This window comes from Paraperibacillus esterisolvens (genome assembly GCF_046237625.1).
In the GTDB taxonomy this organism is placed as follows: Bacteria; Bacillota; Bacilli; order Bacillales; family DSM-1321; genus Paraperibacillus; species Paraperibacillus esterisolvens.
Genome location: NZ_CP143545.1, coordinates 278,187 through 293,972, shown reverse-complemented (window position 1 = coordinate 293,972; position 15,786 = coordinate 278,187). Strand labels below are relative to the sequence as shown.

At 34.7% G+C, this 15,786-nt stretch carries 12 protein-coding genes and 2 pseudogenes; 6 read left to right on the top strand and 8 right to left on the bottom strand.

The features are described from left to right. The first annotated feature begins 30 nt into the window (after positions 1-30). The gene (locus V1501_RS01635; RefSeq protein WP_409291134.1) at positions 31-534 is read left to right on the top strand and encodes an AAA family ATPase; all 504 of its coding nucleotides are present in this window, start codon (positions 31-33) and stop codon (positions 532-534) included. A gap of 238 nt (positions 535-772) precedes the next feature. Here the strand turns inward: V1501_RS01635 and V1501_RS01630 are convergent, their stop codons facing one another. Further along, a complete protein-coding gene (locus V1501_RS01630) occupies positions 773-3,124 on the bottom strand; it encodes a hypothetical protein (RefSeq protein ID WP_409291133.1) in 2,352 nt (783 codons plus the stop codon). A 180-nt stretch (positions 3,125-3,304) separates the two neighbouring features. Here V1501_RS01630 and V1501_RS01625 point away from each other — a divergent pair, with 180 nt between their 5' ends. From V1501_RS01625 to V1501_RS01615, 3 genes and pseudogenes are all read left to right on the top strand, one after another. After that, positions 3,305-3,826: a hypothetical protein gene (locus V1501_RS01625; RefSeq protein WP_409291132.1), complete on the top strand. Its 522-nt coding sequence runs from the start codon at positions 3,305-3,307 to the stop codon at positions 3,824-3,826. 230 nt (positions 3,827-4,056) lie between these two features. After that, positions 4,057-4,138 (top strand): annotated as a pseudogene (locus tag V1501_RS01620) (hypothetical protein); the annotation flags it as partial. 79 nt (positions 4,139-4,217) lie between these two features. Then, positions 4,218-4,412, top strand: coding sequence for a hypothetical protein (locus tag V1501_RS01615; protein ID WP_409291131.1), 195 nt, complete (start codon positions 4,218-4,220; stop codon positions 4,410-4,412). A 72-nt stretch (positions 4,413-4,484) separates the two neighbouring features. Here the strand turns inward: V1501_RS01615 and V1501_RS01610 are convergent, their stop codons facing one another. Continuing rightward, the gene (locus tag V1501_RS01610; RefSeq protein WP_409291130.1) at positions 4,485-4,916 is read right to left on the bottom strand and encodes a hypothetical protein; all 432 of its coding nucleotides are present in this window, start codon (positions 4,914-4,916) and stop codon (positions 4,485-4,487) included. Between the two features lie 65 nt (positions 4,917-4,981). Further along, a complete protein-coding gene (locus tag V1501_RS01605) occupies positions 4,982-5,293 on the bottom strand; it encodes a hypothetical protein (RefSeq protein WP_409291129.1) in 312 nt (103 codons plus the stop codon). Positions 5,294-5,705: 412 nt separating this feature from the next. On the opposite strand from V1501_RS01605, the pseudogene V1501_RS01600 reads away from it, so the two are divergent. Further along, positions 5,706-6,346: pseudogene (locus V1501_RS01600) on the top strand (site-specific integrase). Positions 6,347-6,777: 431 nt separating this feature from the next. Here the strand turns inward: V1501_RS01600 and V1501_RS01595 are convergent. From V1501_RS01595 to V1501_RS01575, 5 genes are all read right to left on the bottom strand, one after another. Beyond that, complete coding sequence (locus tag V1501_RS01595; RefSeq protein WP_409291128.1) at positions 6,778-7,833, bottom strand: DUF262 domain-containing protein; 1,056 nt, start codon at positions 7,831-7,833, stop codon at positions 6,778-6,780. A gap of 2 nt (positions 7,834-7,835) precedes the next feature. Next, a complete protein-coding gene (locus V1501_RS01590; protein ID WP_409291127.1) occupies positions 7,836-8,450 on the bottom strand; it encodes a hypothetical protein in 615 nt (204 codons plus the stop codon). A gap of 926 nt (positions 8,451-9,376) precedes the next feature. Then, on the bottom strand, positions 9,377-12,388 hold the full coding sequence (locus tag V1501_RS01585) for a type I restriction endonuclease subunit R (protein ID WP_409291126.1): 3,012 nt from the start codon (positions 12,386-12,388) through the stop codon (positions 9,377-9,379). Next, positions 12,367-13,701 carry a restriction endonuclease subunit S gene (locus V1501_RS01580; protein WP_409291125.1) on the bottom strand — a complete coding sequence of 445 codons (1,335 nt, stop codon included), beginning with the start codon at positions 13,699-13,701 and terminating at the stop codon, positions 12,367-12,369. The genes V1501_RS01585 and V1501_RS01580 overlap by 22 nt, the downstream gene beginning before the upstream one ends. Then, a complete protein-coding gene (locus V1501_RS01575) occupies positions 13,691-15,184 on the bottom strand; it encodes a type I restriction-modification system subunit M (protein ID WP_409291124.1) in 1,494 nt (497 codons plus the stop codon). Before V1501_RS01575 ends, V1501_RS01580 begins: the two co-directional genes overlap by 11 nt. Positions 15,185-15,595: 411 nt before the next feature. Between V1501_RS01575 and V1501_RS01570 the strand changes: the two genes are divergently transcribed. Further along, positions 15,596-15,736, top strand: a complete 141-nt coding sequence (locus V1501_RS01570) for a hypothetical protein (protein ID WP_409291123.1) — start codon at positions 15,596-15,598, stop codon at positions 15,734-15,736. Positions 15,737-15,786: the final 50 nt, after the last annotated feature.

Here is a 15,786-nt window from a genome sequence, read left to right as displayed (position 1 = left end):
CAATTTACCAAATTTAATGGAGGTTTTCATTTGACGATAGTCCTAATTGGTCCACGAGGTGTAGGAAAAACAAGTGTTGCAAAATTGATCGTAGAAAAACTTTGTCTTTCTTATGTATCATTAGATGAAGAAGGAAAGAATTTAGATTTTCCCTTTCGGCAATCACCTCAGGGACGTGCCCATATAGTTAGGAAGGTGTTTGAAAAGTATCAAAAAGATAAATGTCTTTTTGATTTTGGGGCCTTTCATTCTTATTATATTGAAGAAGATCTTTCCAATGAAATTTATGAGTTATTACTTCCGGAACCCAATGTGTTTTTATTAACTCCATCAGAAGATATTCAAGAAAGTGAAAAAATCCTTTATGAGATGAACTCAAAACAAGTATCTGAACCTTTTTTGAGCGGAATCAGTAGAACAAACTCAAATTTAATTCGAAGCTCTCAAAACGAAAGCCTAGCTAAACATATTGTTTACACCAAAGATTTGAGTTTTGAACAAATAGCAGATCTTGTTACAACCAAAGTAAAATAGACATACAAGATTGGCACAAATAAATAAAATAAAAAGGCACAGGATAAAAACTATTAATATAGTTCTCATTCTGTGCCTAATATATTCCCTTTAAATCACTGCTTCTTTCAGTAGTCTTATAACCCCATACTCCTGAAATAAATTAATTAAGGAGCCATTTCTCGAAAAGCCATTGTCTAATGAAACTTAGTTGTATTGTGGATTCCTGTGTTATCATACTTTTTACGTTTGATAATTTTCACTTAATTTCTATCAAGTTTTCTAAGATTTCTATTTTTACATTCCTTGTTATTTTCTGATACTCTTCCAACAAATCCCGCGTTGTTTGGCTCCAATTTTCCATTGTACTAAAGACCACAGTATGAGCTTGTATTTCTTCAGCAAGGCTTAAATATTTTTTTATAACTTCTTCTTCGGATCTACCGCCCTTTAGATTGTTACCCTTTTTGCACTCTCCGATAACAATATTTCCGTCCACTACACAACATATATCAATTTCCATAATAGGCTTTAAAGATGATTTATCTTTTCTAATTTCAACTTCCGGAATATAGTTAAAGCTTTTTTTAGATTTACTTTTAAGTCTATTTAAAGATAGGATAGGAACTAAGGAATTATGATAATAAGCTTGATAGATCATTTCATTTAGTTTGTAGTACCATTTAGGCTCAATCCTTTGAGTAACAGGTTGTAGTTGTAAGGATTCCTTAGAATAATCCTGAACTTCATAACATCTAATGCACTTAAATGTATTATCTACGGTAGCAATGCTATACCAGTCTGTATTCCGGCAACTTCTACATTTAAAAATAAAACCTCTCTCAATAACACCCTTTTCAGTGAGATTACTAATAATTTCAGATACTTTCTCTGTATCATTCATCATAGAGAGAACAGTATCGTAATCTAAATAACGTCTCTTATTTATAAGTATACCATTTGTATAAATTCCAGCCTCATTTGATGATGTGTTGATAAATTTATTAAACAACTCTCTATAACTATCAGTTAATAAAATCGTTGATAAGCTTGCAAGGTCATTGAACTTATCAATAAACACCTCTTCAAAATTTCCTTTATCTGATTTCTTAATATAATATCCTGCTTTTTCAAATAACTTTTCAAATAGGTTAAAAGGGTCTGGGGATTTAAAGTAAGGGTTGACTTTAACCGACTTAATATTTTCTCCCATTGTATTGAAGTATACAAAATTAGGTGAAAAATAACTTAAGCCTTGATTAGTAATTCGTATATGCCTTGAATTGTAATTGCTTGCAATAAGTAATTCATTTGACAACTTTTGATTTCTTGGAAAAAGAGTGTCTTTAGCATATATATCTGTTATCCAGTAATGTTTGTCTGGTAAGACTTTTGAAAAATAAAGTGGAACAGGGGTGTCTATTGGAAAAATACTTAAATTAGTTTTTCCATCAAAAATTAACACCTGTTCATTAATATGATTATCTTTATTCAATATAAATAAAAATTGATTTACCAGATGTTCTATATTCTTTGATACAATGGCTGGAATCATTTCTGAATGTATGTATCGTTCTTCTATCGCTGCAATAATCTCTAATATCTTACTTTCTTTAAGTGAAGTAGAAATGAATTCAATGGCTTTACAGTCTTCATAAATCAAGGATTGCCTTTTACTGTTTATTATTCTGTATATCTCATCCTTGAGATTAGGATTTTCTGGTAACCAATATACTTTGTTTTTCACTCTTGATAGACAATAGTATAAACAGAAATCCGATACTTCATTTCCAACAATAATTATTGGATTTGACTCCTCCCAATCAACATATGAGGTATAGTATTCTAAATTCACACTTGGAACTTTAAAGCCATAACTTTTTCTATCTTTTGGGTTATCTCGATCATATATCAAATCTAGAAAACGGCCTAATGTTTGTTCACTTTCTATTTCTTCTACCCTTAGATTCACTTCTGTTTTCCGTATGCTTTCTTCTAAATAAGGATCAACTAAACCAAAATTAGAATATATCATTAGATTCGTCAAAAGTGTTGAATCCTTAATTTTTATTGAACTAACCGTCTCAAGACTAGAGTATTTTAATATTGCTGTCATATCTGTTAATGGATACGAAGTTTTCTCACTATAAGGAAAAGAACGAATAGGACGATTGTCATCAAAACTGTTAAGATTTCGTTTCAAAAGGTTATTTAGTTGATCACTAATTTTAAAATCTGTTAATTGGGTTCTGAGAAAATCACTTTGATTCCCTAAGTATTCTTTAGTTAAATGAGGATAATTTCCTTTCTCAACTTCTAATAACTCTTTGTATTTTTCAAAATCAAATAATTTTAACTGGTGTACAGTGGAAACATAATAATAAATATAATCCGGATCATATTCTTTCATTATCTCTAAGAAGGAAGGGGCTATAGTCTTACCGTCTGTCGGAACAATTAAGTTATAATTACCTCCCCAAATCTTGTTAAACATTGCTATTATTGCTAAACAGTCTGTTTCCCAAAACTGAGAATTAACATCTACTAAAATTACAATTTTGGCTGGACGAACACTAGTGTTTATAGGAAGGTATTTCAAGTTACTCTCCATAACTTTTTATTATATCTCCTTTACGAATGGTTTTTAAAAAATTTATAATTTACTATAGTTATTATATCAAAATCTGGAAATAATTTATTCATAAAGTCAGTTCTTGTTTTATTCAACTTAAGCTTCTCATTCCTAAAATATGGTACTATTTACTTAAGAAGCCCTAAAGGTGGTGTAGTAATGGAATTGACAATATTGAATGAAAAAATCTTTTATAAAAATATATTAGTGGGAAGAATCAATAAAAGGATTGGTAAGTATTCCATTCAAGGTTTTGATGTAACTTTTGAAAATTTAAAAACCCTTGTAGAATACTTTCTAAATTTTGTTTTACCTGAATTAATGAAAGAAGAACTTGATGAACTTTCCAAAATTTCCCCCTCCTCAATAATCTGTAAAACAGAACTAGGGGACCATTTCATTGAAATATTGCAAAACCTCTCACAGAAACAAGGTGATTTAATAGCTTCTACTAATACATTAGATTTTGAAATTCTAATAAATAATGGTTATTTAACAGAGTGGGAGGGGAGATATCAAATTACTGTAAATGGACGTACATTGATAGAGAAATTAAACGGAATAAAGAGTCATATTATTTGCAGACGTTGTGGGAAAGAAATTTATACAACTTCCAGAAATCTTTGCCCTACTTGTTATACTTCTCTCATCACAGCAGATGACTATAAACGTTTTCATTAATAATTATTAACTATTGAACCAATAAAATCGATTCATCAAAAAAAGGTACCAGCTACCAAGCTGAGACCCTTTTCTTATGTAACAAATAATGATCAAACTTATTCATTGAAGGAGAGCAATTAATCACATCGCTACACTAGTCGTGTTGTTATAAGTATAAGTGCCAGAACTACTAAGAATTTGAAATTATTAAAATATCATAAAAATTTATCTTTTAGCCCCTTCATACTAAAGAACGCGGTCTAGAAGGGATTGTATTAAAAAAAGCAAACTCAAAGCGATCTGAGAATTGGTTAAAAGTTATTAACTAGCAGTACGTAGACACATTTATCTTATAGGGCCGAGAAAAGATCAGTTCGGCCTTCTTCTAGGAATCGAGAGAGGAGAGCACGTGAAACCAGCTGGGATAAAGGAGTTTATGGCGCCGGCTGCAAAGAAATCACTTTATGGAATGTATCCGGACTATATTATTGAAGAGGACAAAAATTTTATCTGGGCTCCTCAGATAAAGTGCCAGGTTAAGTTCAGAAATTATACGAAGGATGGGAAGCTTAGAATCCCTTCATTTGTTGAATATATACTATAAAGGTCTACCAGTATGGGTAGACCTTTATGTTATGATTTAAAAAAGCACCTAGTGAAAAAGGTGCTCTAGGATCTAATCATACAGATGCTGGGTAGAATGGTATTCACACAAGTGAAAATCCTCTTCACTGACAGATAATCCTTCATAATCCGCATCGAAGTGTTCACCACATACACTACAACTGGCAATATTATGCTTTGTATGGCAAAAAACACAAAACCCGTAAGGTCCGAGTTCCTCAGCGAGTGAGATTCCTTCATTATTGCAAACTCCACAAGGAAATTCAGCAGTAACAGGTGAACAGCCATCTTTTATAGCGTGAAAATTCATAAATGATATATCAGATTCTATGGCAGCATAAATACGTTCTTGTAATACCTCGCCGTAGTCTAACTCTCTAATAAGGTTATAATAAAAATTAAATTGCTCCTCTGTTAACAGCTCTTCTATATCAACATCTAATTCATTATCCAAAAAGCGAGCTATATAGTGTAATAGAAACACAATTTTTTCTTCACTATCTTCCCCAAACGAAAATGAGGAATGAGTTGCTGAATTCCGTAAGATTTTTAGAATTTGATATGCTTTAAACTCTTATCAGTAATTTCATCAACATCACCTTTAATTAGCATATATGCTTTGTCAGCTGTTATGGTTTTTCTATAACCTAATCCAAATTTATCACTTTTATTATTCTCGTATATCAACGGCTCATCCCTACGTTTTACCTTCTCTAGGATGAACAAGTCAATTGCATTAACCAAATTCATTATGGCCTGTTTTATGTCTTTTATTTCAACATCTTGTTCATACACTATATAGTGGCTTAATCCGTGTTGAAGAGAGTCTACCGCGTTATCAAATAAATCTAATACAGCCATAAAGCCTCCTATAGTTGGTTCATATTTTATATATAGATTAGTTGGATTCGTACATAGAGGTTCAGTAAAAATCACTGACTAAATCAAAGGTATCCCAATCGTGTCCACATTTTGGGCAAGTCTATATGTCTTTTCGTGGGGTGCTCCCGGTCCAGCGTAAGCCTCAGCGTTAATATGTACCTCCTCATTACAATGGGGACAGTTTGAAAAGTAATCATCGGCTAGGTGAATAGTTTCTAAGTCGCCAAAATACTGGATTATCCTTGTTTCTTCCGGTACTAGAATATCCAGCGTTCTTTCTATACTATTAGAAAATATAATTTGAGCTTCTTCTACAAAAGGAACAAGATTGTACCTGAAAAGAGAAAGAAAGTCTATTGAGGAATTAGAGGAACAAGAGCTGCCTAAGTATATGGAAAAAGAAGAATTGGCTTGGTTTCTGGAGACGGCTAACTCAAAAGGCTTAGAAATGGACTATCTAATGTTTCTTGTCTTATCCTATACCGGAATGCGAGTAGGTGAATTGATTGCCCTTAAGTGGAAAGATATCAACTTTCACAATAATACCATCAACATTACCAAGACCTATTATAATCCAACGAATAACACGGTAAAGTATGAATTAGTAACACCTAAAACAAGAAAATCAAAGCGGACAATGATCGTCGATGAAATCATCATCAATGCCTTAAAGGCTCATCGAATCACTCAGCAAAAAGTGAAAGACCGCTATGGGGAAACGTATCACGATTCTAATTTTATCTTTGCTAAAGTGGAGAGATTCCCTGGCTATCCGATTATTATTAAAACCGTGGAAAATCGAATGGCTCGCTTGTTGAAAATTGCCACATTAAATAAAGAGCTAACCCCCATTCGTTGCGTCACACCCATACATCTTTATTGGCTGAAGCAAAAGTGGGATTGGAAGAAATAATGGATCGTCTGGGTCATTGCGACGATGATACAACAAAAAATGTATATCTACATATTACGCAGGAACTAAAAAAAGAGGCTTCTCAAAAATTTAGTCAATTAATGAGAAGCCTTCAATAATCTTAACTCCGTGAGCATCTCACTCTTTGCTCAAGCAAAACCCTTACAGGTCAAGGGTTGGAGCGGCATATTACATCATGCCGCCCATATAGTTTTATGCTGTAACATTTTTAACCGCATTAGAAGAAAGTCACTTAGAATCAGCATTCTGCAGGTGCTGCGTGTAACACCTTTAACCTAGGTTTACTGTGATTTATTGTACTTGGTTAGCAAAATGTAGCATGTTGTTAGCCGGTCAATTAAGAAGTTGACTTGATGACTCTTATAACAAAAGCGATGCAAATTTTATTTGCATCGCTTTTATTATACATTCTACATGTGTTGAGTGTAAGTCGCAACACAAGGGATGCTGATGAGTTACCATTCGAAAGCAGCGCCTATTTTACCATTTGCTTTAACACGGGCTTAAACTGGACTTTTGCAGCTAAGCTTTAGTCTTCCAAATTTCCTAAAACATACTTTTTTAGAATACCGAATCTTTGTTCCCTGTGGAGTTTTTTTCCAGTACCTTCTATGCTGTATGTTTTATACATTAGTAAATCGCTCCGTAGCGCTGAATCTTCAATTTGATCATCATCAGAATCAGCTTTGTTATATTCAATACAAAACTCCCTAAAATTCGCTTTGTGATGTTCTTCGATTGCAACCCTATTACTAATAAACCAATATGATAAACAAAATAAAGTAAATAATTGAGATTTTTTTTGTGCAAATGAACTTTCTTCAGAAAGAAAAATATCCACTATTCCCATCATTTCAAGGAACATTTTTTTATCTTCTAACTTTTGTACGTACTCATCGTTATAACGGTCATACATTCTGTTTATGAGTGACTGTGTATCGGACTGTATACCATTTCGCAGGAAAATTAATATACTACTGCAGAATTGTATATCTAGCATCCGCCTTATATCGCTATCATTGAAAACAGAATATTTTTTCCAAAACTCATCTTCGGACATTTCTAAAGATAATTTTATAAATTCACCATTAAACTCTGCGTTTCTGAGTTCTTGAGGATTTAAAGATAGATTAGTCCTATTTAGCCTCAAAAACATCTTTCTAATATTATCCAAACTCTCTTCACTATCTATTTCCCGTACAACAAATTGATATCTCCAGAACTTTTGTTTTTCCTCGGGAGTAAGGTCTTCAAACCTTTTTCCGGCATAAGGAGCATCAACATCATCTACAAATCTTGATTCTAAGATAAAATCTGGATTAGTAATAAATTCAATTATTGATCTTAATCTTTGTTGCCCATCTACTATTTCATACCGAGTATCTCCAGAAGTAGGGTGCGTTTCTCTTTGCCACACATACATTTCAGGAATTGGAAAATCAAGTAACACAGACTCAACTAACTTTACCTTATCCCTATGAAGCCATACTCCTCGACGCTGATAATCATGGTTAATAATAAGATTTCCAGCCTCATGGAGGGCAATAAACCACTTTATAGTCTGTTTATTCATATCGAATTTCATTGCTATTCCCCCTTAAGTAATTCTTTTTGGATTCGTTTAATTGAGCCTAATTGATAATTCTTTAATCCGTCCCAAGATTCATAGAGCCGGATAGATGTCTTATGGAATATACCGAATTTGAATTGAAAATCTTTTATCATTGAATCAGTTACTTCATTCCATTCTTGAGCATATGTATATGTTTCCGGGATTACATCAGTTCTAACAAATCTCCTAAATAAGCCACTACAAACATTGTTGTAATCCCTAATGTATCTGCCAGATTGGTGCATTTCCAAAAGTATATTCCAAAATTCCCTAAATCGTTTATCACAAATAACGGCTATATCAATATCAGAGGCTTTGATTTCACCATTATCCTCCAACCTAAATCCATTAAAGTCTTTGGTTTTAAAACTGAAACCAGTTTTAGCACTCCCTACAATACAAATATTGTTCAGGTGAATGTTCAAGCAAGAAGAAATATATCTTTTAAATTCATCATAAAATCCCGAAGGATCTTCAGGGATAGGTTCTATAACATTTTTAAAATACCATACATCATTACCTAGTATCATATTATTATATATATCATCTGGCTTTTTGTTTTTTATAATAGAGATTAAATCTTCCGCCAATGGTTTTTCCTCCTAAAAATACTGGTAAGTAATTCTTTAAGGTTAACTATTCCACCGAAAAAACTAGGACGTATTTGCCTCCCGGAGGATTGAAATAAAAACTACCCAAATTTCTGTTCCGCTATTATTAAGGATACCAAAATATAGTAAAGTTAGTAATACCTAATTATCAGGAAGGATAATATTCTCTTAAATTTTCTCTTACAGTTAAAAATTAGGAGAAAACCAGAGAATTTTTTTTATGTATATGGGCAACGAAATAGGATTTCCGCGCCTGAACACCTCCAATTTAATATCCCTTTTTCCCTTCTCTCTATATTTCAAAAAAGCAATATAATATCACCTCAATAAAATATTGCACTTTATTTTCCAAAAGGTTGTATTAACACTAGAGTTAAATCCCCAAAAGGGTCAGAGCTGCTAACCTCTGATTAAACGCTGTTGTTTGCCGGGCTAGACATTAACAACCGGAGAAAAGAATAACCGTGGGAGCGCCCTTAAATCACGCAAAAAAAGAGGTCCGGTGAGCTGAGCCGATGCAGAAAATCAGCGTAGCAATCATCAGGCAAGGTCTTCCTGCTGTTTATGACCGGATTGTGAGACTTAGAGAAGTGGGAACGACTTCTTGCAGAAACGGTTCGGTGGAGTTTCGATTGGTTACGGCCAGTGGTACTTGCCATAAAGCATGCGGGCGAAACTGTATGTGCTTTTAAAAAGCTAATGGCAAGATGAAGAGATTCAGGTACAAAACAGCAGCGTCATCAAGTTCCCTGCTTTATACTAAAGCATGTTGGCGGTATCACTTCCTCTGTACACGATTCTAGCCTTATTTCGTGTAACAGGGGAGGGTACTATTCGTAGTCAGAAGCCCGCATAACCTAAAGCATATATAAAAAGGCACCCAACATCGGGCACCCAGACAGACATTACATATTTGCACACTGCAGCTTAGCTTGTTCCAAAACATCCTCAACTGCTTTTGGTTCCTTGTTAGGCGGGTAATCCCATTTACGCAATACCTTCTTTATATACAGTCTCATCCTAGCCTGCGCACTTTCTTTCTTCTCCCAATCAATAGTCCGGTGTTCTTTAACTGTGGTAGCCAAGTCCTTTGCTATTGCCAGCAGGGTTTCATCTTGAAGAAGATTTTTGATATCAGGATCAGACCCTAAAACATCAAAGAAAGCTTTTTCTTCATAGGATAATCCTAATTGAGTACCCTCCTGGATGGCTTCCTCAAGTTCCTCTTTAAACTTTAGAAGTTCCTCAAATACTTCGTAAACATCCAAATGATCGTTCCGATTATGGTATTTGTTCACAATCACTTCAAAACGCTCAGAAAAACTTTTGCTAACAACCATGTTCTTCTTTTTAACATCTTTTAACTTTTCTTTCATAACCCTCATCAAAATGGTTGTTGCAATATTCTTTTGAGGAATAGCCCTTAGTTTTGCAATATTCTCTTCATTTAACAAATCAAAACTTTCAGCAACAGTGGTTTCTGTTAATACCATAACCCCATCATCTAATACTGCATTCTCCAAAAGCTTGGAAATTCTTTCGTTAACTTCCCGGATATCTGGAACTCCTGGCCGTTCAGACTTCATAATAAATGAGCGCACTGCAATGAAATAGGAAATTTCCTCTTTAATTTCTGTTGAAAGCAACCCCGTACAAATCTTATAAACATCTTTTAATTTCTTTGTTTCAGTCATGAACAGCATTTTTTTCTTTTCAGTTTGTTGAACAAATTCAGCTCCATCGCGGATAACCTCATAGCGCCTTTTATCACTATCACCAAAGAAGTCCTGGTAGCTAAATTGATGAAATAAATTTCTAAGCACCTCAACAAGGTTCAGGGCAATATCTCTTGCCTGTTCATTTTCCTGAACCTTATCCTGGTCCCGATTAGTATAGGTCTGAAGTGCTTCCATCAGGTTTCGCTTAAGCCCAATATAATCAACAACCAGGCCACCGGTTTTGCCGGGATAAACTCGGTTTACACGCGCGATAGCCTGCATTAAGTTGTGTGCTTTCATAGGCTTATCAACGTACATAGTATCTAACGATGGCACATCGAAACCTGTTAACCACATATCAACTACAATAACAATTTTGAAAGAACTGTTTACATCTTTAAATTCTTTCTCCCTGTCCTTACGAGTCTGTTTATTCCCTACAAGCTTGGCAAGCTCTTCAGGGTCTTGATTGCTCTCGGTCATAACTATTTTAACCTTATCCACCCACTCAGGGCGCTGAGAAGTAAGTTCCTGGTACATTAAAAATGCTGTTTTCCTTGAATAGGCAACAATCATTGCCTTTCCAGCAACTAAATCTTTACGATCTTCGTAATGGCTAATTATATCAGCAACAACCTGCTTTATCCGGTCTTGGTCTCCAATAATTTGTTCCATTCTGGATAGCTGCTTTTGGCTTTGCTCAACTGTATAATCATCTACACCTTCATTAACCTGCATCTTCCAGTATTCTTTATCAATCTCGGCCATTTGCTTTTCATCTAATTTAACCTTTGCTAACCGGGATTCATAATAGATTTTTACTGTAGCGCCATCCTGTACAGCCTGTGTCATATCATATACATCAATGACATCTCCAAATAATCCTGAAGTGGATTTGTCTGTTGTTTCTATTGGAGTTCCGGTAAATGCAATGAATGTGGCATTTGGCAAAGCTTCTCTTAAATACTTTGCATATCCATATTTTTGTTCTCCAGTTGCAAGGTTATACTTTGCATCAATTCCATACTGAGTCCGGTGTGCTTCATCAACCATAACAATAACATTTTTTCGATTGGATAAAAGCCCAGTTTCCTCTTCAAACTTCTGAATTGTAGAAAAAATTACCCCGCCAGTCTGCCGATTTTCCAGTAAATCCTTAATATGACTTCGGCTCTCAGCTTGCAGAGGTAATTGTCTTAGAAAGTCACTTGCACCAGCAAAAGTATTAAACAGCTGGCCATCCAAGTCATTACGGTCTGTAATTATAACAATTGTGGGATTCTTTAATAATTCATGCTTAACTAAGTTAGCTACGAGAAAGGTCATGGAATAACTCTTTCCACTTCCTTGGGTGTGCCAAATTACACCTGCACGACCATCACTTTCAACTGCCTTTAAGGTAGAATCAATCGCCTTTCTCATTCCATAATATTGATGATAGGCAGCCATAATTTTGGCCTCACCCGTAAACAAAGTGAAATTTCGAATGATATCCAAAAATCGAAATTTATCAAATAACCCATAAACCAGTGTATCTAACTGGCGATTTTCAATTATATCATCATATAAGTTAATTTTTTTCCATGCTGAGAATCGATCGAAAGGTGCAGTCATAGTACCAACTTGCGCCTTTACCCCATCACTTACTATGAGAAAGGCATTATAATTGAACAATGATGGAATGTGGACATTTTTATAGTTCTTTAATTGTATGTAGGCATCTTCTATGTCCACCTCCTCCCGAGAGGTACTTTTCAGCTCAATAACCACAAGGGGCATACCATTAACATAAAGTACAGCATCTGGAATTTTCTTACCCCCTCTTTCAATTATCTCTATCTGATTAACAATAAGAAAATTATTATTCTCTGGCTTATCCCAATCAATTAAACGAACACGATGATAAATAGTCTCCCCTTTTACAAATTCAGGCACTTCGACTGTCTCAGTTAGATACTTATGAAAAACTTTATTGTTTGAAAAGACATCACTTGTTTCAAAAAAACGAATTTTACGTATTGTTTGATTAATAACATCTGGAGACAAACCCGGATTAATTTTAATCAACGCTGTCTCCAGATAATCCAATAACAATACTTCTTTTTCATCACGTTGCAACTGGTAAGCATGGCTGTGGTTATAACCAATGTCTTTGAAGTATTCAATTACAACATTTTCTAATTGACCTTCTCTAAACATTCCCCGACCTCCATTTCATCAGTAACACTGATTTCACCAGAAATAAGTTTTGGAAGAAGTGAATCCCTTAAATCAACTAAAGTTTCATTCTCCAATATATTGTTTTTGATAAACTTAAATATTGGATTAGCCAACAAATTAAAATTATCTAAAACCTCACTGGAAGGTATTAGTATCGGGATAGTTTTGACAATTTTTGAATTAATAGCGGTAGCAATGGAAGATGTACTTCCCATTCTTTCAAAATTAAACTTTTTCAGATAGGAATATAAAAATTCCGTACTTATTAATGAACTGTTGATTTTAAAGTGCGCAATGGCTTCATTGGAAAGCATTTGACCAATCGTAATAGATATCCTTCCTACAGTTAGTTTAAAGCTTAAAATAACCGTATTATCGGGAATTCTTTTGACTTTAAACCTTTCTACCGCCTCATGTGTAAGATATTCAGCCGTTTTATTAATAAACATACCTGAATCTCCCATATCCTTTATAGAAATCCATCTTAAATCACTTTGATCATATGAAAACCATTGACTTTCTTTCCTAGGCGGAGTCTTCCCAATTGTAACTTCACTTATTTCATTTATATTTTTTAATGACCAATATTCTGGAATCATTCCCAATTCGCTATTGATAAACCTGCCCCCACTGGTCTTGTAGGGTTTGCCATCCCTGTTTGGAAACTCAAAGTCAATAAACCATCGTTTGAAGACAGCTAATATTAGTTCTTCTGAGCTCTCGCTCACTTCATTATTTAGCTGTATCTTCTTGTCAATAACGCTAAGTATTTCAGCTATTTTATTTTGTGTTTCTATTGGGGGCAAGGGTATGGGTACTCTTTTTAGTATCTCTTGATTTAATGAGGGCATTGTAGTTCCTTGGGCATTGGAAGTAATCCAACTTTTATAAAAAGTGGTTCCAAGAAAATAAGAAACGTACACAGAATTAATAGCTGGTGAAAGAAAGCGAATTCTAATACAATCGCTTCCTTGTATCCACCCTGATTCTTTATCAGTAATTAGAGCTCTTCTCTCAACAGCACCTTTTCTACCAAAAATAATGTCCCCTTTTTTTAATTTATATCTATCCAATCTTTCAGCATCACTATTGCTTATACAAGGTGACATTCCATGAATAACCCTATTTACCCCTATATCCTTTACCGCTATTACAGGCGTGCCTTCATCAATATAGGAGCTAGCGTGGAGCATTGTACCGAAAGGACCAGTTTGAATTTCTGCCATATTTGAATCAACCAATTCCCCAAGGGTCACTGTCTTAAATTTTGATTTAAAGGTGTTAGAACCCAAATCCTATCTCCCCTAACTGTCTCCGCAATTCTTGTTTTATTGTTTCGGACTCACTTAGCTGCTGTTCCAACTTAGATGTTAGTCGATTGATTTTTTCTTCAAACAGCTCTAATTCTTCTTCCTGTTCCTCAACCCCAACATAGCGCCCCGGTGTAAGCAAATAGCTATGTTTTTGTATTTCTTCAAAGTCAGCTACCCTACAAAATCCTAGAATGTCTTCATAATGAGTACTATTTTGCCAGTTAATGTAAACATTAGCAATTCTTCTAATATCTTCATTCGAAAGCTCTCTAAGACGCCTATTAACCATGGTTCCTTGCCTGCGGGCATCAATAAATAAGGTTTTGCCTTTATTCTCCTTATTTCTATTCAATATCCAAATACAAACTGGTATACCAGTTGTATAGAATAACTTATCAGGCAAAGATATGATACATTCTACAAGGTCTGCAGAAATTATATTTTTACGAATTTCTCCTTCGTTAGATGTAGTAGCGGATAACGAACCATTGGCTAAAACTACTGCGGCTTTACCATTTTGACTAGTTTTATCTATCATATGTTGTAGCCAAGCATAGTTCGCATTACCCGAAGGAGGGGTTCCAAATTTCCAACGAGGATCTTCCAACAATTGAAGCTGCCCCCAATCACTGTCATTAAATGGTGGATTGGCTAATACATAATCTGCTTTTAATGTTGGATGTAAATCTTCATGGAATGTGTCTGCATTTTTAGAACCTAAGTTACTTTCAATCCCTCTAATAGCAAGATTCATCTTCGCAAGTTTCCAGGTTGTAGGATTGGATTCTTGGCCATATACAGAAATATCATATGTATTTCCACTGTGTTCTTGAACAAACTTCAAAGATTGAACAAACATTCCACCACTACCGCAAGCAGGATCATATACATATCCTTTATATGGCTGTAATATTTCTACCATTAAAGTTACGATACTTTTCGGAGTATAAAACTCTCCGCCACCTTTACCTTCGCTAGCTGCAAATCTTCCTAAGAAATATTCATACACTCTGCCAAGTACATCTTTTTCTTTCGCAAGACTCCCACCAACATCAATATTTGCAAATAAATCTAAAATTTCTCCTAGGATTCGCTTATCCAATTCTGGTCTTGAATAGTTTTTTGGAAGAACCCCTTTTAAACTTTGATTCTCTTTTTCAATTGCATCCAGCGCACTATCAATAATTTGACCAATTTCCGGGAGTTTAGCGCGATCTGCAATATAACCCCATCGAGCGTTAGCCGGAACCCAGAATACCCCTTCCGCCATGTAAGCATCTCGGTCTTCTGCAAAGTCAGGCTCTTCCTCCATTAACTCTTGCCATTTTTCATGAAATGTATCTGATACATATTTTAGGAAGATTAATCCGAGTATAACGTGCTTATATTCAGCAGCATCCATATTGTTGCGCAATTTATCCGCTGCAGACCATAACTTTTCTTCAAACCCTATCACTGCCATGTATTTTTCTCCTTCTGATTATGGTATTTACAATTCTTTTACATTGGAATTATAAACCCATTATATCAGAGTACAGTTAGGGATTTTAAAAAAGTTATTTTTTTATAAATTCCCTCTTGCATTTTTCCGTGAAATGGTTATGTTCCTTTTACCGGTGGATGAACTGCCGAACATTTATAAATTAATGGAGGAATATACACTATGAGAACAATTCAAAAAAACACAGCAGAAAATAAAATTCGAAACAACACACAGGCTGCAATCCGGCGCCTGCAGGATAGGGGAATGATTTCATGAGTGCCGAACACTCCCCCTTTATTAACAAGCTAAGGAAACCTTTGGAAAAAGGTACTCTTTCACCCTTTTTATTCGAAGGTTTTAAAGAGTACCAAATTCAAAGGAGGCTTGGAAATGAAAACACAACAAATAACCAGTAACTCTTTCCCTGGCCGGAATCGTGGAATTATAACGGTTTTAAGTAAAAAAGGCGGTCAAGAAGGAACTGTTCAGCTTTCTTTTGATCTTTTCGAAAAGAACCCTTCGAAAAAATAACGGAATAATTTTTGCTTCTGCCTGAGAAAGATAACTGGTGGAGGTGATTT

Coding starts and splice junctions, on each gene's coding strand:
- V1501_RS01575 (WP_409291124.1), bottom strand. CDS start 15,184: ATGGCAGTGATAGGGTTTGAAGAAAAGTTATGGTCTGCAGCGGATAAA.
- V1501_RS01605 (WP_409291129.1), bottom strand. CDS start 5,293: ATGGCTGTATTAGATTTATTTGATAACGCGGTAGACTCTCTTCAACAC.
- V1501_RS01570 (WP_409291123.1), top strand. CDS start 15,596: ATGAAAACACAACAAATAACCAGTAACTCTTTCCCTGGCCGGAATCGT.
- V1501_RS01630 (WP_409291133.1), bottom strand. CDS start 3,124: ATGGAGAGTAACTTGAAATACCTTCCTATAAACACTAGTGTTCGTCCA.
- V1501_RS01625 (WP_409291132.1), top strand. CDS start 3,305: ATGGAATTGACAATATTGAATGAAAAAATCTTTTATAAAAATATATTA.
- V1501_RS01595 (WP_409291128.1), bottom strand. CDS start 7,833: ATGAAATTCGATATGAATAAACAGACTATAAAGTGGTTTATTGCCCTC.
- V1501_RS01585 (WP_409291126.1), bottom strand. CDS start 12,388: ATGTTTAGAGAAGGTCAATTAGAAAATGTTGTAATTGAATACTTCAAA.